The organism is Bradyrhizobium sp. USDA 4354 (genome assembly GCF_054060315.1).
This window is the reverse complement of record NZ_JBSSDC010000001.1, coordinates 3,733,631-3,752,199: the sequence shown is the minus strand read 5'-3', so window position 1 is coordinate 3,752,199 and position 18,569 is coordinate 3,733,631. Positions and strand designations below refer to the sequence as shown.

Annotated in this window: 18 protein-coding genes and 1 pseudogene; 4 read left to right on the top strand and 15 right to left on the bottom strand. The window is 60.8% G+C overall.

Annotated features, from left to right (window positions below; genetic code table 11):
* Nucleotide 1 precedes the first annotated feature (1 nt).
* Entirely contained in the window at nt 2-388 is a 387-nt protein-coding gene (locus ACVIIV_RS17135) for a VOC family protein (protein ID WP_456745195.1), read from the bottom strand.
* Nucleotides 389-392: 4 nt separating this feature from the next.
* Complete coding sequence (locus ACVIIV_RS17130) at nt 393-1,337, bottom strand: ketopantoate reductase family protein (protein WP_456745194.1); 945 nt, start codon at nt 1,335-1,337, stop codon at nt 393-395.
* A gap of 103 nt (nt 1,338-1,440) precedes the next feature.
* Between ACVIIV_RS17130 and ACVIIV_RS17125 the strand changes: the two are divergent.
* A pseudogene (locus ACVIIV_RS17125) lies at nt 1,441-2,417 on the top strand (LysR family transcriptional regulator).
* 433 nt (nt 2,418-2,850) lie between these two features.
* On the opposite strand, the gene ACVIIV_RS17120 reads toward ACVIIV_RS17125, so the two are convergent.
* A complete protein-coding gene (locus ACVIIV_RS17120; protein WP_456745193.1) occupies nt 2,851-3,156 on the bottom strand; it encodes a hypothetical protein in 306 nt (101 codons plus the stop codon).
* 363 nt (nt 3,157-3,519) lie between these two features.
* Between ACVIIV_RS17120 and ACVIIV_RS17115 the strand changes: the two genes are divergently transcribed.
* Complete coding sequence (locus ACVIIV_RS17115) at nt 3,520-4,335, top strand: AraC family transcriptional regulator (protein WP_456748756.1); 816 nt, start codon at nt 3,520-3,522, stop codon at nt 4,333-4,335.
* 18 nt (nt 4,336-4,353) lie between these two features.
* On the opposite strand, the gene ACVIIV_RS17110 is transcribed toward ACVIIV_RS17115, so the two are convergent.
* The 12 genes from ACVIIV_RS17110 to ACVIIV_RS17055 form a co-directional block, all read right to left on the bottom strand.
* Nucleotides 4,354-5,073, bottom strand: a complete 720-nt coding sequence (locus ACVIIV_RS17110) for an ABC transporter ATP-binding protein (RefSeq protein ID WP_456745192.1) — start codon at nt 5,071-5,073, stop codon at nt 4,354-4,356.
* Nucleotides 5,066-5,791: an ABC transporter ATP-binding protein gene (locus ACVIIV_RS17105; RefSeq protein WP_456745191.1), complete on the bottom strand. Its 726-nt coding sequence runs from the start codon at nt 5,789-5,791 to the stop codon at nt 5,066-5,068. Before ACVIIV_RS17105 ends, ACVIIV_RS17110 begins: the two co-directional genes overlap by 8 nt.
* On the bottom strand, nt 5,784-6,818 hold the full coding sequence (locus tag ACVIIV_RS17100) for a branched-chain amino acid ABC transporter permease (protein WP_456745190.1): 1,035 nt from the start codon (nt 6,816-6,818) through the stop codon (nt 5,784-5,786). The genes ACVIIV_RS17105 and ACVIIV_RS17100 overlap by 8 nt, the downstream gene beginning before the upstream one ends.
* Complete coding sequence (locus tag ACVIIV_RS17095) at nt 6,802-7,671, bottom strand: branched-chain amino acid ABC transporter permease (protein WP_456745189.1); 870 nt, start codon at nt 7,669-7,671, stop codon at nt 6,802-6,804. Before ACVIIV_RS17095 ends, ACVIIV_RS17100 begins: the two co-directional genes overlap by 17 nt.
* A complete protein-coding gene (locus ACVIIV_RS17090) occupies nt 7,672-8,904 on the bottom strand; it encodes an ABC transporter substrate-binding protein (protein WP_456745188.1) in 1,233 nt (410 codons plus the stop codon).
* Nucleotides 8,905-8,943: 39 nt separating this feature from the next.
* Nucleotides 8,944-9,492 carry a flavin reductase family protein gene (locus ACVIIV_RS17085; protein WP_456745187.1) on the bottom strand — a complete coding sequence of 183 codons (549 nt, stop codon included), beginning with the start codon at nt 9,490-9,492 and terminating at the stop codon, nt 8,944-8,946.
* A gap of 56 nt (nt 9,493-9,548) precedes the next feature.
* A complete protein-coding gene (locus tag ACVIIV_RS17080; protein WP_456745186.1) occupies nt 9,549-9,899 on the bottom strand; it encodes a VOC family protein in 351 nt (116 codons plus the stop codon).
* Nucleotides 9,896-11,794, bottom strand: a complete 1,899-nt coding sequence (locus ACVIIV_RS17075; RefSeq protein WP_456745185.1) for an AMP-dependent synthetase/ligase — start codon at nt 11,792-11,794, stop codon at nt 9,896-9,898. Before ACVIIV_RS17075 ends, ACVIIV_RS17080 begins: the two co-directional genes overlap by 4 nt.
* A 2-nt stretch (nt 11,795-11,796) precedes the next feature.
* The gene (locus tag ACVIIV_RS17070) at nt 11,797-12,576 is read right to left on the bottom strand and encodes an enoyl-CoA hydratase/isomerase family protein (RefSeq protein ID WP_456745184.1); all 780 of its coding nucleotides are present in this window, start codon (nt 12,574-12,576) and stop codon (nt 11,797-11,799) included.
* A 10-nt stretch (nt 12,577-12,586) separates the two neighbouring features.
* Nucleotides 12,587-13,741: an LLM class flavin-dependent oxidoreductase gene (locus ACVIIV_RS17065; protein ID WP_036041881.1), complete on the bottom strand. Its 1,155-nt coding sequence runs from the start codon at nt 13,739-13,741 to the stop codon at nt 12,587-12,589.
* A gap of 220 nt (nt 13,742-13,961) precedes the next feature.
* Nucleotides 13,962-14,693 (bottom strand): creatininase family protein, encoded by a 732-nt coding sequence (locus tag ACVIIV_RS17060; RefSeq protein WP_456748755.1) that lies wholly within the window; start codon nt 14,691-14,693, stop codon nt 13,962-13,964.
* Between the two features lie 49 nt (nt 14,694-14,742).
* Nucleotides 14,743-15,498: an enoyl-CoA hydratase/isomerase family protein gene (locus ACVIIV_RS17055; protein WP_456745183.1), complete on the bottom strand. Its 756-nt coding sequence runs from the start codon at nt 15,496-15,498 to the stop codon at nt 14,743-14,745.
* Nucleotides 15,499-15,887: 389 nt separating this feature from the next.
* Here ACVIIV_RS17055 and ACVIIV_RS17050 point away from each other — a divergent pair, with 389 nt between their 5' ends.
* A complete protein-coding gene (locus ACVIIV_RS17050; protein ID WP_456745182.1) occupies nt 15,888-16,442 on the top strand; it encodes an Lrp/AsnC family transcriptional regulator in 555 nt (184 codons plus the stop codon).
* Between the two features lie 677 nt (nt 16,443-17,119).
* Nucleotides 17,120-18,484, top strand: coding sequence for a tyrosine-type recombinase/integrase (locus ACVIIV_RS17045; RefSeq protein WP_456745181.1), 1,365 nt, complete (start codon nt 17,120-17,122; stop codon nt 18,482-18,484).
* The last annotated feature ends 85 nt before the right edge of the window (nt 18,485-18,569 follow it).

Genomic DNA, 18,569 nt, shown 5'->3' with positions numbered 1-18,569 from the left:
CTTAGGCCCGTGGATTGATGGCCAGCGCCGCTTCCACGGCACCCGCACTGGCTTGCAAGATTTCGACGTTGAGGCCGCCCGGCAGCTCGAGCCAGTTCGGCCCGGCCGGCAGTGCTTTGGCGCCCCATGCGGCAGCACGGGCGAGCACACCTTCGTAATCGTCGACCATGATGCCGAGATGCGCGAGGCGCCCCTCCGGTCCGACGAAATTCGGGTCCTCGATGAGCTGCACGCTTCCGAGCACCCATACCTGACGCGGGCGCGCACCATCGGCGGGTTGCTCGTCGCGAATGGCAAGGCCAAGCACCTCGCAAAAGAAGTCGACGTGACGATCAACGTCCGGCACGCGGATCGCGACGTGTTCGACATAGGCTCGCGGTAGCGACATCGTCTCAGGCCTTTCCTGGATAATCGCTGCGGGCGTATTCGAGGCCCTTGACCAGTGCGACGAGGGTGGAATTGACGGGGGTCGGGACATTGAACTTGGCGCCCCAACGCACGACCGAGCCGTGAATGTATTCGACCTCGGTCAGATTGCCGGACTGCAGGCTCTGCAACATCGACGTTTTGAATTCAGGCGGCAGTCCGGCAGACGCCATCGTCCAGGCAAGGCGCGGATCGGCAATCGAGATCTTGACGCCAGCAGCTTGCGCCACCGCGATGCCCTCCGAGATCGCGGCCAGCGCGCAATCTTCCAGTATCGGCAGCGAATAGAGACCGCCGTAAGTCAGCCCGGTCACGGCGGTGATTCCGCCACCGGCGACGTTGATGAACAGCTTGTCCCACATCGTGCCCAAGATGTTGTCGCTGAGCAGCGTGAGAATGCCGGCACGGTTGAACGTCTCGGAGATTCGCCGTGCGCGTCCCGTCAAGCGCCCATCAAGTTCGCCGATGATGGTTTCCTTGCCGATGACGCCCGAGCGAACATGACCAGGGCCGAGCAGCACGCCGCCAACATAGGTCTTGCCCGCCATAACCCGGTCGCGACCGACTTCCTCCGACAGGATGTCCTCGTGACCAAGGCCGTTTTGAAGCGACATCACGACAGTCTGCGGCCCGATGATCGGCGCAGCGGCGCGGATGGCGTCTCGCGTGTGGTAAGATTTGACGAGGACAATGACGAGGTCCGCCTCAATGCCGACCTGGGCCGCGGACGTGCAGGCAGTGACCTTCACGACGGCCTCGGCGCCACCTTCGAGAATGTGAAGCCCGCGGGCGTTGATCGCGTCAACATGGGCCTGGAACGGATCAATCAGCCAGACCTCGGCTCCACCACGCGCCAGTGTGCCGCCAATGGTCGAGCCCAGGGCCCCCGCTCCGATAAAGCAGATCCTCATCCGAACGCTTCTCCCAGCGCCTTTCTTGGCGTTGGTCGCGTGGTAGCAGGCTGGTCGACATTAAGATATGCTATGATCCTTATAGCCATTATTGTGAATTGCAATGATACATCCGGATCACACCGAGACGAATCTGCTGGACCCGCGCCTGCTCAGGTTGTTCGACGCATTGTTCACCACGGGCAGCGTCACCAAGGCAGCCGAGAAACTCGGTCAGAGTCAGCCGACCATTTCGATCTGGCTGGCCCGCCTGCGACGGGAACTGGACGATCCGCTCTTCATCCGGTCAGCGGAGGGGATGCTGCCGACGCCGCGCGCCGAGGCACTCATCGGCACGGCGAGGCAGGCGTTGGAAATGCTTCGTCGCCTGGCCGAGCTTCGCACGGATTTCGATCCGACAACCGCAAAACGCCGTTTTACCATCTGCATGACGGATGGAAGCCACGTCACGCTGCTTCCGTCCATTCTCGCTCACGTCCGCCGCGTTGCCCCTGGCGTTCGTATCGAGGCGACACAGATCGGCGCGGACACCCCACGGATGCTGCAATCCGGCGAGGCGGATCTGGCGCTCGGCTACATCTCGGATCTCGACGCGGGACACTTCCAGCAGGCGCTGTTTCCGCAGGATTGGGTCTGCCTGGCGAACGCAAAACATGCCCGGATCCGCGACCGCATCGCCACAAAGGATTTCAGGCGTGAGGCGCACGTCCTCATTCGCTCCGGCACCGGACATCGTTGCTCGCGGCTGCGCTACAAGAGCAGCGGATGGTACTTGACGTCGCGCTTGAGCTACCGGGCTTTTTGGGGTTACCCGCAATCGTCGGGACGACTGACCTGATCGCCACCCTTCCAAGGCACATCGGCGAAACATTGGCTCATTATTACGGACTGCGCGTGCTCGATTGCCCGCTGGCGATCGCCGGCTTCACGGTGAAGCAATATTGGCACGCCCGCTTCCATCACGACCCGGCAAGCCAATGGTTGCGTGGCGTCTGCGCGGAGCTTTTTCAACAACAGGAAGTACGGGGTCTACATCGTTCCGGTCGGCCAAAGAAACGAAAGCCACGCGTATCGTGGTAGTCGAACGTCTATTGAGAGCGGAAGCTAAACGTCCGTTTTGCTCGCTCAACAACACGCGCTACTCTGACTTTACTGGGTCAACTGCGACTACTAGGCAGGTTCAAAATCGGCAACCATCTTTACTTGCTCGTCCGCGCAGTGCGCCTAGCGCCTCGTCACCTCCGATTGAAACACACAGAAAGCGCGGAAAATCGGGACGACTCCTCGGGTCGGCGCAGGCAATCGCAGGCGTCTTATTTGTTGAGATCTTCAGCCTCTGGGCAGACCGCGCCAGCCATTCGCGCAAGCTGCGGGCCGATCCCGACTCTAGTCTCCGGCCGGCAGCACGGATTAGCCAACCGATCCGCGCAGTTCCTTCCTCGCTTACCTGACGGCGCGCCTTGCAAATGGACGAACCCTGGCCAGACGGCAAGATGTCAGATCTCGTTGTTCGTCAGTGCTCGGGAAATGCTTCGAACGCGTTCAGAATTTTCTCATTGAAGAGAGCCAGATTGGAGAGAAGTCCGGGAACTTGTTCCAGCGGGATCGCCCTTTGCTCGATCGCTCTGTTGAAAACACGCAGCAATCTTGCAAGACCATGATTAAGAAACGCGCGCCGTATTTTCCCTGAATTCGGAACGGCCAGCGCATCGCCTTCAATGATGATCTGATTCCCAGCGCGCGGATCCATCTCGAGCACGAATGTTCTGCAGGCGAACGCGAACTCAATCTCCTGAGCGGTTAGGATCACGCGCCTCAAGGTTCGCTACCTCCATCAATTTCGACCACCAACACCACAGTCGCTAAACAGACCCTGCGGGCAAATGCTGTGATACCATCCCTGGCGTAAGCAGTTTCTGCTGAAAGCAGCCCTCCACTGTCTACTATCGCAGTCTCTGCCGTGAATCGCGTTGGCGGCGGCAGATCATGCCGTGATTCACGAAGAGGGGCGATTTGTCCTTGGCGGACCCGAACGAGAGCCGCTATATTTGGTGGCCGTCTCACGACAAGGCAGGTAAATCGCCCAAGTTCAACGAGCCGACCCAATCATCGGAGCAAGATCGTGTACCGCCCACCTGAAATGCAGGCACGGTTTCCACGGGCCGATGCAGGCCTGCGGATGATGCAGCTGCCAGATCTGCGGATCAACTACACGCCGATCGATCCCGACTTTCTCGACCGCCCGGTTATCTCCGTCTGCATTGAGACCCGGCAGAACGATGACGAATTGCCGATGCACGCGCATCAGAAGGGGCAGTTGGTCGTAGCCTCTCGCGGCTCGGTCATGTGCCGGGCGCCGGACGGTCTCTGGATTGTTCCACCGCAGGGTGCGGTGTGGATCCCGGGAGGCGTCCAGCACAGCAATTGCGTCTCATCCTTCGGCAAGATCTACTGCGTCTTCATCGACCCCCGCGCAATGAAGCTGCCGGCCGAATGCTGCACGTTCACGATCTCGCCCCTTGTGCGTGAGCTGATCGACAGGCTTGCCTCGTTCCCTCCGCTATATCCTGTGGGCGGACCGACGAGCCGGCTCGCCCAGGTCTTGCTCGACGAATTAGTGCAGATGGATTCCGAGCAGATGTATCTGCCGATTTCGCGCGACATCCGCCTGCAGCAACTCGCCGCGGCTCTCCTGCGCGATCCCGGTGACCGCAGCACGCTCGATGAATGGGCGGAGCGATACGCGATGAGCGAAAGGACCCTGGCGCGTCTCATTCAGAAGCAGACAGGATTGACATTTGGCCGCTGGCGCCAGCGTCTGCATATTCTGGTCGCACTCCAACGGCTTTCGGCTGGAATATCGGTTCAGACTGTCTCACAAGATCTCGGCTATGAGACGCCAAGCGCCTTCATCACGATGTTCAAGAAGGCCCTGGGCAAGAGCCCCCGCCGGTATCTGGCCGATCGAAAGATCAGTGGCATCTCGGCGACGAACTGACGACAGCGCAAGTCGCTCTCACAGCCCCAGATAGGCGCGGCGGACATCCTGGTTGGTGAGCAGAGCGGCACCCGTGCCTTCGAGTACAACATGTCCGTTCTCCAGCACGTAGCCACGATCGCCGATCGAAAGCGAGTCCGCGACGTTCTGCTCGACCAGCAGGATGGTGGTCTTCTTGGCGTGCAGCATTTTGACAATATCGAACATTGCCCGAGTCAGCGATGGCGAAAGCCCGATGGACGGTTCGTCGAGCATGATGAGTTCGGGTTCGGCCATAATGGCGCGTCCGATCGCCAGCATCTGCTGCTCGCCGCCCGACAGTGTGCCCGCGGCCTGCAGCCGCCTTTCCAGGAGCCGCGGGAAGAGCCCATAAACCTGCTGCATGTTGCCCGATCTGCGAGCTCTTGCCCGCTTGAGCGAGCCGCCGATCAGCAGATTCTCCTCGACCGATAAATTACGAAACAGCTCGCGACCTTCGGGTACCTGCGCGATACCGAGTTCGCAGATCTCCCATGGTGGAAAACCCGCAATATTGATGCCGCGCCAACGTATCTCGCCATCCAGGGGCTGGACGACGCCGGCGATCGACCGAATAAGAGAAGTCTTGCCGGCGCCGTTTGCGCCGATGACGCTCAGCAGCTCCTCCGGATAGATGCTGAGCGATACGCCGTTGAGGGCCGTGGATCCACCATAACCCACTGTAAGGGACTGTACCGTGAGAAGCGGCTCGTTAGGCACGGAACCCCTCCCCGAGATATCCGGCGATAACTTCCGGATGGCTGACGATGTATCGTGGCGTGCCTTCGGCGATCTTCGCGCCATGATGGAGAACGATAACGTGCTCGGCGGCTTCCATCACGATGCGCATGACGTGCTCGACGAGCAGGATCGACAATCCCCTCTCGGCCAGACGCCTGAGCACCGCGACCACAGCCGCGGCCTCAGGAGGCCGCAGCCCGGCCATCACTTCGTCGAGCAGAAGCAGGCGTGGCCGGGTCGATAGCGCCTTGGCAGTCTCGAGCATCTTGCGGTCGGGGAGCGTCAGCTTGCTGATGGCGGCCTCGGCCTTCGGTCCGAGCCCCACCATGTCAAGCGCTTCGCGCGCTGCGTCCCTCGCCTCACCCACCTTTCGGGTCCAGCTGAACGCACCGATCATGACATTCTCGAGAACGGTCATGTCGCGCATTGGCCGGACGACCTGGAAGGTACGGCCGATGCCGAGCCGGCATATGTCCTCTGCCGGAAAGCCGGAGATGATCTCGCCCCCGAACCTGATCGACCCTTGCGTCGGGGGGAGAGCGCCGGCAATGAGATTGAAGCATGTCGTCTTGCCGGCGCCGTTCGGTCCGACCAGCGCGGTGATGCCTTCGCCTTTCAGGCGGAAGCTCACATTGTCGACGGCAAGCAATCCGCCAAACCGGCGCGAGACGCCGTCGAGTTCGAGAAGATCAGCCACTTCTTGACATGCTCCTCTGAAGGTTGCCAAACCAGGAAACCTTGGTGATGGATTTGGCCGAATTGACAATCGCTGGCCAGATCCCATCCGGCAGCAGCCAGACGGCGGCAATCAGGGCGAGGCCGTAGCCGACGTTGTTGAGACCCGGAATTCCGAACTTGTTGCCGATCGCGCTCGCGAGATGATCCAGCGGCAGCGTGATGAGAGTCCCGATCAGCGGCCCGAACGCCGTTCCGAGCCCGCCGACGATGGGACCGACCAGGATGTCGACCGAGATGCCCATGCCCATGATCGAATCCGGAAATACCGAGCCTTGAACCAGCGCGAGCAGTCCCCCACCGATCGCGGCCCAGGCGCCGGAGAACGAGACGACGAGGATCTTGTGCAGGAACGTCCGCACACCGAGCGCGCGTGAGGCGTCCTCGTCGCCGCGCATCGCGCGCCACACATAACCGAGGAAGGATTGGCGAATGAGCGCCGTGGCGCTGACGCCGAGCAAAACTGCGGCAAGCGAAACGAAATAGTAGAAGCGCGCATCACCACGCAGCATCCAGAACGAGTTCGGCCCGGATTGCGCCGGGAAGAACAAGCCTTGCATGGCTCCGACGAATTCCCAGCCGCTGAACACGACGCGGGCAAACTCGGCCGCGGCGATTGTCAGCAGCGCGAAATAGATGCCACGGACCTCAAAGCGAAAGCTCAACCAGGCCAGCGTCGCGCCGACAATGGCTGCCAGCGCCATGCCGACGACCAATCCGAGCCACGGGCTCAGACCGTAGCGGATGTTGAGGACCGCGACCGAGTAGGCGCCGATGCCGACGAACAGCGCGTGACCAATCGAGAGCTGACCGCCGAGCCCCAGCATGATGCTCCACGACTGACCGATGAAGGTGAACAGAAACACGATCGTCAGCAGCGAGATCAGATAGGGGTTCAACACGCCGCCGAGCATCGCCAGGACGGCGAAGGCGGCCAGACAGCCGAGAACTGCACCACGATCCGGTAAGGCATTACGATTCTTTTGCACCGAAGAACCCTCTTGGACGCACGATCAGGACAATCATCAGCAGACCATAAGACAACGCGGACTTCAGCGAGGGGGCAAACAACAGCGCCGCAACTGCTTCCGTGAGACCGATGGTCAGCCCGCCAACGAGAGCTCCCACGAAGCTTCCGAGACCGCCGACGATTACCGTGACGAACGCCAGCAGCGTGAAATCGACGGCGAGGAACGGCTGGGCATCGAACAAGGGCGATATCAGCGCACCAGCAACGCCCGCGCAGGCCGCGCCGATGCCAAACGTCATGGCGTAGATCTTCGGGATCGGCAGCCCGACCATCAGGCCGCCCAGCCGGTTGTCGGCGGCGGCACGGATGAACCGACCGAACGTCGAGTATTTAAGAAACGCGGCGAGCGCCAGGATCATCACTGCCGCAACCGTTGCCGCCTGCAGCCTGGCAAGGTCTAGCCGAATCGGCCCAAGGGCGACGGTCTCGAAGGAGAGGTGCGAGACCGAGGGGCGCGGGTCGGGCCCGAACGCGATCAGCTGCGCTCCGCTGAGGGCCAGCGAAATGCCGATGAACAAAATGAACTGGATATGGTGCGGCCGCGTGACGAACCGCTTCACCACCAACGTCTCGAGCCCGTAGCCGAACACGAACAGCAGAGCGCCGGCGCCGACGGCCGCGACGATCGTCGGAATCCCCCACCAGGCTCCGGCGCAATAGCCGACATAGAGGCCGAACACGACCATCGCACCGTGCGCAAAATTGACGATGCGGATGACGCCGAAGATGATCGTCAGCCCCAGCGCGATGATGCCGTAAACGAGACCCATGAGGATCCCGCTTGCAAGGACATTGCCCCACAATGTCAGCATCTAGCGCTTCTCGAACGGCACGAGGGGATACTGCGCCTTGTACTCGGCTATGCCATCGGGCCCGACTACGTGCGGCTTCGATTCCTTTGCCTGCAACACGGTCACGGCTGCCCCGGTGTTCTGCCCAGTGGCATCGAACCTGATCGGACCGCTGTACATGAGGACGGGCTTCAGGTCCGTCGCCTTCAGCGCGGCGTGAATCTCGGACGAGACCGCCGATTTGGCGCGCACGACCGCGTCGGCCACGATCTGGACCGCCTCGAACGCGCATCCCGAATTGGCATCCATCCATTCGTTGGCATAGGTGGACTGGAACCGATCCACGATCGTCCGCGCATCTTCGCCCTTCGGATTGTACCAGAGGTTCGAGGACATCGCGCCATCAGCATACTTTCCGAGCGCGTCGTAGAATGCCTTGTCCGGCACGCCATTGCCGTTCGGCGAGAAGATCAGCTTCGGATTCCAGGCCTGTTTGATGCACTCCCGGATGATCATGATAGCGTCGTTGACGCGGGTGACTGAGACTAGGGCATCGGCGCCGGATGCCTTCGCTTTCGCCACCTCGACCGAGAGGTCGCGTGCCTTCTCGTCGTAGGGAATATATTCGAGAAGCTTGACCGGCAGGTCGAGTTCCTTCCAAGCCGCGTCGAGGCTGGTCGCCGTCGACGTTCCCATCGTGTTGCTCAGATGCAGGATGACAGCGCCCTTTGGAGGATCGTTGACGCTCATGACCAGCGCTTTCATTTCGGCGAGCGACTGGCGGACGATCGTCGCGGCGGGCGGATAGAAGCGAAACACCTGCGTGAAGCCCTGCGAGGTGACCTGGTTGGCGCTCGCGATGTGCACGACCATGGGCACCTTTGCCGCTTCCGCGGCCTGCAGGGCCGATATGGTCGCGCCGGAGTCCCACGCACCGATCAGGACGTTGCATCCTTGCTGGATCAAAGAATCGGCTGCGATCCTGCCGTTCTCCGGCTTGCTCTGCGTGTCCGCGTGGACGACGGTCATATCGACGCCATAACGCTCCCTAGCAAATTTGGCGCCGAGATCGATGCCACGCACGCAAGACTGGCCGGGGAACGCAAGTATGCCGCTACTCGGCATGATCGCACCAACCTTGACGGGCGGCGGCACTGCCGCGCGAACCCAGGGCGCCATCGTCGCAGCCGCGAGCCCGACAGCGCCTTTCATCGCCACACGTCGGTTGATCAGTGGTTCCTTGAGGCTGGTCATCGAGGTCTCCGTCTATGAGAGAAGCAAAGCGTGCATAATTCAGGTCGCCTTTTCCGCGCCGGCGGGATCGAGACTGGCGGGCACGGCAAATTGCCCGTGCCTGTAGACAAGGGGCTCGAGATCGTCGCGATGCTGTTCGGCCAGCACCGCCCCGACAAAGACCGTGTGCGTGCCGGTCGGATGCACCCCGATGACGCGGCAGTCGAAGCTGCAAAGCGCACCGATCAGAATGGGCGCGCCAGTTCTGAGCGAGCGCCATTCCTCGTCAACGAAGCGGATGTCGCCTTTGCTGCCGTCAAGCCCGGCGAACTTCTGGGCGAGCGGCACATGACAGGAGGACAACAGGTTCCAGCCGAACGAGCGCGTCTTGACAATCGTGTCGTGCGCCCCTGCCGATTTGTTGATGCAGACGAGGACCGTCGAAGGCTCGATGGACAGCGAACAGGCGGCGGTGACAGTCAGACCGCGGCGCGACGGATAAGATCCGGACGTCACGATCGACACCGCGCCAGCCACGCTTCTCAGCGCCCGCTTGAACGATGGGCTGTCGACGAGATTGTTCGGGTCGAAATTGGCTTCGGCAGTCATGGCGTCTCTTCCGGCTTTGGTACACGGTTCCAGGCGAGCGGCAACAGCGACCTCGCTCATGCTTTGGCCCGCTCGAAGAACTGGATCAGGTTGTTCTGGGGATCGCGGATCTGCGCCGCACGGCCGTGGCTGCCCATGTCGCGGATGCCCGAGATGTTCGTCCCGCCCGCGTCGACGGCTTTGGCCAGCGCGCCTTCAAGCTTCTCGACTCCGAAGACGACAACGGCATTCGAGGACGGCTCCACGGCCGATTCGTCCAGACCCGCGATGCAGAATGCGGCGCCATCCGTTGCGAACTGTATCCATCGCTCGCCATCGGCGAAACGAACCGGCATGCCGATCTCGCGATAGAATTGCGCCAGGGCCCCGGGGTTCGATGCCGTCAGGTACAAGTGCTTGATTTTCATGGACTGCCCCCGTGCGACTTCGACGCCGGCGACAATTGATCCTTGATGAGCTGCTCTTCGGAATCGTCGTAGAGGGTGTCGATCAGCGACTTGTACCGCTCCATCAGCGGCTTGCGGCGCTTCTTGCGCGTCGGCGTCATGACGCCGGTGTCGGGCGAGAGTTCTTCCGGCAGGATGCGGAACGACTTGATCTGCTCGACGCGCGCGAGCCGCATGTTGGCCTTTGCGACTTCGCCCTCGATCAGGCGGATCACAATCTCGGATTTGGCGAGGTCCTTGTATTCCTTCACCCGATCATCGCGCGAGCGCGCCCAATCCAGGCCGGCTGTGGCATCGACTTCGATCAGGGCCGTGAGGTACTTCTTGCCCTCGCCGATCACAGCGGCTTCAGAGATATAAGGGCTCTGGCGCAGTTCGTTCTCGATCTGGGTCGGGCTGACCGATTTGCCGCCCGAGGTGTTGATGATCTCCTTCTTGCGATCGACGAGCTTGAAGGCCCCATCAGGCTGAACCTGGACCACGTCCCCCGTATAGAGCCATCCATTCCTCAGCGCGGATTGCGTTTTCGCCGGCTTGTTCCAATAGCCATTGAAGAGGCCCGGACCGCGCACGATCATTTCGCCGTCTTCGAGAACCCGGGTTTCCCATGCCGGGTCCTGAACCGGAATGCCGACAGTGCCGGCCTTCGACCAATCCGCCATCTGGCCGAGATTCCCGCCTACCATTTCGGTCTGGCCGTAGCACTCCTTGAGGTTCAGTCCCCAGAGCTGCCACAGGGTCATGACTTCCGACGGCATCGGCGCCGAGGCGGTGTAAGGATAGGTGAGCTGATCGAAGCCTACTTCGGCGAGCAGAGGACGAAACACCTTCTCGCAGCACACCTCGAACAGACCGTCGAGAAAGGGATTCGCTTCGCGGCACGCCTGGCGACGCGCGAGCACCGTCTTCGCAATCCGCATCGCGTGCTTGTAGTCTTGGCGAAGCCGAGCCGATCCGGACTGGACCTTGCTGAGGATCTGCGCCGCATTGCGCTGGTAGAACCGCGGCGGCGCCATGTAGAAGGTCGGCTTCACTTCGCGAATCGTCGCGGCGAATTCGGCCGTGGTCTCGCCGAAATAGGGTACGACGCGCGTGATGAGCGGCATTGTCGTGGCTTGCGCGCGGGCGACGGTGTGGGACATCGGCAGATGCACGGCAACCCGTTGCGGCTCCGTTGCGAGCGGTGGACAGAACGTGATGTTCGTATGCGCCCCCGAAAGCAGAGCCGTATGGCTCAGAATGGCTCCCTTGGGATAACCCGTCGTTCCCGAGGTGTAGCCGATCGTTGCGATGTCGGAGGCCTTCGCAGTAGCGGCTTCTTCGGCCAGCGCCGTGCCGGCATCGACCGTGACCCCGCGGATAAAGTCCGCCAGCGTCGTGACGTTACTTGCCGGCGAAGCCCCGCTCCAGCCGGGATCCATAATGATGATCTTCTCGAGTGCGGTCGCCTGGCTGCCGGAGAGAAAGGCGCGAAGCTGCAGCTCGCAGCCGACAAAGGCAATTCGCGCCCCCGAATCCCGCAGGTGGTAGTCGACTTCCTCCGGCGAAGAGGTAAAGTATATGCCGACCGTCACGGCGCCGGAGCAGATCGTGGCCATGTCGGCCAAGAGCCACTCCTGCGACACGTCCCCCATGATCGCGACGCGGTCTCCGCGATTGAGCCCAACCGCCTTCATTGCGGCGGAGATGCGGCAGACGAGCGAAGCGTAGTCCTGCCAGGTGGTGCGAAGCCATTCTCCGTTTCGCTTCTGACAGAATGCGACCTCCCCGGCTCGCTCGACGCTTCTGGCCCTCAGCAGGCTCGGGATCGTCACGTCGGCATATTGGGCGCCAGACGTCCGCGTTGGCTCTGTCATCGTCACTTCTCCGCGAAACGCTTGCGCTTCTCGGCGAAGGCAGCGACGGCCTCGCGGCGCTCGGGGCTCGCAAAGGTCAGCGTTTCCAGCGCAATCGACGTGTCGAGCAGCAGGTGGGTGTACTCCTTGATGATCTTGTTGACCGAGTATTTCGTCCAGGCAATCGCTTCGCGCGGACCGCTCGCCAGCATTTCGGCATATTCGATCGCGTGGTCGCGGACGTCGCGTTCGGTCACCACCTCGTTGATCATCCCCATCGTCGCCGCCTTTTCGGCGGAGATGAAATCGCCCGTCATCAGATAGTGCTTGGCGCGCGCCGGCCCGATCAGGAGCGGCCAGATGACGGCGCCGCCGTCACCGGCGACGACGCCCGCCGTGACGTGGGTATCGGCGAAGCGCGCGCTAGAATGGGCGAAGATCACGTCGCACATCAGGGCGAGCGTCGCTCCCAGCCCGACCGCGGCGCCGTTGACGGCGGCGATGACGGGCGCCTCGACCTCCAGGATGTTACGGATCAGGTGACGTCCGGCCCGCGTCGGCGACGGGATCGCGACTTTGTCGAGCGACTTCTGGTCGCCGCCCGAGCAGAAACCGCGGCCCGCGCCGGTCAGCACGATGGCGCGGACGTCCTTGTCGGAATCGAGGTCGACGAAGGCGCGCTCGAGCTCGTGGTGCATCTCCCAGTTCACGGCATTGAGGAGCTCGGGGCGGTTCATCGTCACGACGGCGACGCCGCTGGGACGCTTGTCAACGAGCAGATACGTGAAGTTATAGGACGTCATGGCGGTCTCCTCAGGCCGACTTGGCCGCCGGCGAATCGTTTTGCGGACGCATCGCCCTGATCCTGTCGAGTATCTCGTCGGTCGGGCGAACGACGTTGTTGCGGTCGTTGAAGTGCGGAATGACGTAGCGGCCGACCATTTCGATGCCTTCCATGATCTTCTCGTGAGTCACGGAGTCGAGATGCAGCAGCACCTCCTGGATGCCCATCGCCTGGAATTTCTCGATCTGGCGGATGACGGTATCGGGGCTGCCGCATACCGTGGTGCCCGAATGATTGAGCAGATAGTCCCAATCGCGGCCTGCACGCTCCATCGCGGGCACGCTCTCGCTCATATAGGAGTAGTCGTCGGCGAGCTTGGCGAGACGCGGATAGGCGTCGGTCGAGATGCGCGCGTAGTGCATCAGCGCTTCGGCGTAGTCGTCCTTGGCGGCCTGATCGGTCTTCCCGATGCCGAAGAACAGCGGCACGCCGACGCGCGGGCGATCGAGAGGACCGGTCTCGTCGCGCTTCCAGGCCTTCTGATAGGCATCGATCAGCTTCTGCTGATTCTCGAAACCCTGGTAAATCGTGGCGCTCATGAGAGCCAGGCCTTCCGCGCCCGCCCAGGCGTGGCTGCGCTCGCTCGTCGCCGCAATGCCGATAACGGGATATGGCTTTTGCACTGGCTTCGGCACCAGCATGCGCGGCGGCACCTGATAATACTGACCATCGAACGTGAAGATGTCCTCGCGCATCGCCTTACGCAGCAGGGCCATGCCTTCTTCCATCTGCGGCAAGGTTTCCTTGGGATCGACGTTGAAAGCGCGCATGGCGATCGTCGTGTTCGCGCGGCCGCAATACATTTCCATCCGCCCGTGAGACAGAATATCGCTGACGGCGAGCCGCTCAGCCGAACGCAGGGCATGGTTGATGCGCTGAGGCATTAGGGTCACCGCAGTGCGGAGTCGAATCCGCTGGGTAACAGCCGCAAGATAACCGAAGACGACTTCGGGGGCCGAACTCGATATGCCACCGAGTGCAACGTGCTGCTCCGACAGCGCGACGAAGTCGAAGCCCATCTTCTCGGCGAGCCTGGCTTCGTCGACAAGTTCGTGCAGTCTGCGAGCATAGCTGTGTCCGACCTGCGTTTCCTGCTCCGACCACAATCCAAACTTGAGTGACATGCATCGTTTCCCTTCGCGTCGCCTCTGATGCAAAGAGTCTGTCATAGGTCGAACGATATTTTCTCCCGAAGGTGACGCCGAGAGATCTGGATTTCCCTATTTCCTGCTGCACAAAGGGAGCGCGGCGTGATGCGCGGCCATTGCGGATTCGGAACGGAAAAACCCCGCAAACGTAGTTGCGGGGTCTTGATGCGATGTCGGCAAGAGCGATGCGGAAGTCTCAGTCCATGGTACGGAAGAAATTCGCCAGAAGGCCGCCGACATCATGCAAACATTGTTCTCCGATCGCGGCCGTCGATCCATGCGGATCGCCAACGATGCCGTTTCTGGACACGGACACGATGCCGTTCTTCCACATCAGATCCAGTTGATCGGGTGTCAATGCGCCGAGATGGCCGCGCACGAAGCGATTGAAGCGGACACTCTCAGGCCGAAGCTTGAGCATCAGAGACGTTTCGGCAATATCCGCGTGACCACCGACATTCTCCGGATCGCCTCCGGCAGCCTGGACGGCATGCCTCCAGCATCCGATCCAGGCTTGGGAGTCCGTATAGGCGGCGATGCGGGCCTGGCCGTCGGTTGCCCGGAGCAAGCGCGGCAGCATGTCCGCCAGAACGGGAAAATTGCCGATATGGCCCGAGAACAACAGAATGCGCCTGAAGCCGTGCAGGGCGAGGCTGGTGCAATAATCCTGGCAGACCGCCTCGAACGTCTCGTTGCGCAGGGAGATTGTCCCTGACAGCGCTAGGTGATGCGACGAGCAGCCAACCTTGATGGTCGGCGCAATGAGCGTCTTGCCAAGGTCTCGAGCGATCAACACTGCCAGATGCTCGGCATGATCGGCATCCATGCACAGGGGCAGATGGGGTCCATGCTGCTCGATCGCGCCGCACGGCACGAGCACGGTGTCGAAGCCGTCCCTCAACGCAGCCGCCACCTCCTCGAACGTCATGAGCTCGAGCTTCAGGGCGTCTGCGGATGCATCGTCCGTCATCTTGCTTTCATTTCCTGGCGAGAAACCGCGCGCGGGCATCCGCGGAGTCGTCGTTGTCGAGATATTGGCCGAGGTCGTCGACCGTCATCTGTTCAAGCTGATCATCGCTTAGCTGGCCCGTCAAATTCAACGATCGCTTGATGGCCGCAAAAAGTTTTGGGTCCTTGCTTCGGAAGTCCCGACAGACATCGATCGCGCGATTCAGTACGGTGTCGGTGTTAACCACTTCGTCGAAGGCACCGATCTGCATCGCTTTCCCTGCATCGACGAGGACTCCTGAATAGAGCAAGACCTGCGCCGCCCGCTTTCCCAGCCGCAGCGCGGCCTGGCGCATGCCTTTGGCCACCGGCAGAAGGCCGTGATTGATCTCGGGAAAGCCGATCTGGGCCTTGTGGTCGGCAATCACGTGATCGGAATGCAGGAGAAATTCGAGGGCGCCACCGACCGCGTAACCGCGCACAGCACAGACCACGGGACCCGGATAGCGCTCGAACGCGCACAACACTGCATGGAAAAAGCGAATGCGCGGCGCGGCGACTTGTAGCCCGGTGACTTCGCGAATATCGCCGCCAGCACTGAAGAAGCGATCTCCCTCGCCGGTCAGAACGATGCCGGGCGGTTCCGGCTCGGATTCCAGGCGCCTGATCTCTTCGAGCAAGCGCGCAATCAGCGCATAATTGAGGGCGTTTGCGGGAGGCCGGTTCATCGTGAGGACGACGAGGTCCGGTTCACGCCTGATCTTGAGAATGTCTGCATCCATCATGCCCGATAAGCTAACGGGATCCGCGTTGAATGAGCTACCGTATTGTGAGAGGCTTGACCCGATCGACGGCAGAAACGATTGCGCGGAGCGCTCCGTGCCGACTTTTCTGCTGCACCGCGTTCCCGGTCCTTCGACCCAACCCGGCGAGAACGTAGCACGCCGATTGAGCAATTTGATCCATTCCTGATCAGCCGATTGGATCGATATTGGTCAGCTCGAAGGGCGGCTTATGACATAAATTTCAAGGTTGTCTGTTTTTCGATATAAGATGACAATTTAGCGAAATACAGACCCCCAGAGCCGCCTTAGCCTCCTCGAATACCCGAAGCTGCGGCTCTTACCCAGAAAAACTCGCCCGGCCGGTATTTGGGAAAGGTAAGGAGGTCTCGATGAGCTTTGACACGCTGGACAAAATCGATCTGCGGATCCTGCAAGAACTTCAGAATGACGCCAGTCTCACCAATGTCGAGCTGGCCTCGCGCGTCAACCTCTCCCCGTCCCCTTGTCTTGCCCGAGTCAAGAATCTGGAGCGGCTCGGCGTGATCAATCGGCGCGTCGCCGTGGTCGATCCGCAGATTGTCGGCCTGCGCGTCATGGCGTTTATCCAGGTGACATTGGAAAAACACGTGCAGAGTGTCCGCGACGGCTTTGCTATTGAAGTCGGCCGCATCGCCGAAATCATGGACTGCTATCTCATGGTCGGAGATCAGGACTATCTGTTGCGTGCCATTGTGTCCGACGTCTCCGACCTCGAAAATCTGATTGCACGCATATCCCGGATCGCCGGTGTCGCGAGCATCCGCTCTGGTCTCGCCGTGCGCAACGTCTCCAGCCGGCGAGCACTGCCGCTCGATATATCCAGGCCCATCCAGGTAAAGTCGGCGTCGGCCGACTCGGAACGACATCGCCCATCCCTACATCGCCACCTGCAAGCCCTCGCCTGACAAGCGACCACAGGATCTTCGTACAATTTACGGCCCGGACTGTGGCAAGCGATAGCCGCACATACATATTGCGGGCTTGTGGTGCCCTCGGAAGCGGATTCATTTGCTCGCCGCGGTCGCCCGTCTCTACGACCTCACCGCCATGTTACGGCCGGAGGCGGAACGACAGACCTTTGATAGCCAGGTCGACACTAGAGCAAATCAATAGCCTGCGGCGACGGGCAGAACAGATTGCCCGTTTTGCTCGCTCTTGTATCCTGATCTACGATGAGCACGTGATCGGCCTGCATCATCGGATTTCCGCGCTGTATCGAATGGGTGAAGGTACAGAAGCAAAGGAAAGGTCGACGCCCGGTCCGGCCGTGTAACGTCCGATTACAAGAAATTTCGCACGAGACCCGTTTTGTTCTCGAAAAGCGGCTCGCCCAAGCGATTGATCGAGAAGGTCTTATATGGTGGGCGCACCAGGGCTCGAACCTGGGACCCGCTGATTAAGAGTTCAAGATCAATCCTTCGCTGCAGTTTCCGAATGCACGCCGCGCTACGACGAGTCTTCGAGAAGCCCTTTGTTTATAGGCGTTTCTCGCATAGTTTCGCGCTCCGTCGAGCCCACACCTCCAAACAGCTCGATCCGCCAAAACCGTTTGAAAACCGTTTTAGCAGTCTCCCTCATCCTCATGACCGATATTCGCATCCTCCTGAGTGACAAAGCGATCGCGCAGTTGCCCACCCCGAAAGATGGCTGGTACCTTGCTCGCGACACCGAATTGAAGGGCTTCTTTGTCGTTGTTGGGAAGCGAAAAAGGACCTTCACCGTCCAGGGCGATCTTAGGCTAGGAAAGAAGCGGGCATCATCCATCCGAGTGTCGATCGGAGATGCCCGCGAGCTGACGACCCGAGCAGCGCGCGCGATTGCCAAGGAGCATCTTGCTCAGATCAGCAAGGGACTGCACCCCAAAGCGAGCCGAGGCGGAGATACCGAACAAGCCGGGACCGACCAGAAAGCCGCCTTGGCGACCGTTAGCCTCAAGCAGGCTTGGCAACGTTACCTAGAAGCCCACCTGATCCGCAAAGGCCGCAGCGAGAAAACGGTCAATGGCTATCGTGATCACGTCGAACGCCTTTTTGCGGAGTGGCTCGACACCCCTCTGCTTGATCTCGCGAAAGATCCGGCCAGCGTCGCGGAAAAGCACGATCAGCTTACTAAGGAAAATGGCCCCTATATAGCGAATGGCAGCATGCGGACGCTGCGGGCCATCTACAATCATGCCCGGAAGACCAATCGATCGCTGCCGCGTGACAATCCCGCAGATGCTGTCGACTGGAATCAGGAAGAGCGCAGAAATACTGGTATGGGCGCCGGCGATTTGAAAGGATGGTTTCTTGAACTGGCCAACCTCGATAACCCAGTCCGGCGAGAATTCCATCTATTCACGTTGCTATGTGGGTCTAGGCCGGCGGCCTTGCAGCAGGCCAAACCCGGTCACATCGATTTTCGGCGGCGAACGCTGCACATCCCCAAACCGAAGGGTGGCAGCAAGCGAGCGTTCGATATCCCGCTCTCCCGGGAAATGATCCTGTGCCTCATTCGAGTACTTCGTTTAGGTAGGCAAATGTATCCGTCTCAAGCTCAAGAATGGTTATTCCCAGCTGAGAGCGCCGCGGGACACTTGGCGGAAACGAAGGAAGATCGAGGGGTCCTGTCAAAGTGGGGTAACGACCTTCGTCAAACATTCCGAACGATTGCCACCGCTGCTGGTGTCTCTGAATTCGACGCAAAGCTCCTGATGAACCATTCAATCCCAGGGGTGAACGCGGGCTACGTCACTCGAAATAAGTTGCTTGAAGACCATCTGCGAAGCCAGCAGCAGGCAATTAGTACGGTCGCCTTCTCCGCTATCGGTAAGTCGCTCGCAGGACGAGGGCCTTTGCCAGATTGGCTCGGTCACGGGCCAAGCCGACAGGTCGTCAGCCATTTCCAATTGAAGCCAACCGCACAATGCCCCCGAGCCGATGGAGGACATTTTTGCGATCGAGCGTAGGCGGAGCTCAAAGCTCCTGCTAGTCTTTGATCGCTCAACCGGAGATCGTTCGCGAGGCATGGCTGTCCCTGGGCTCGACCGTCCA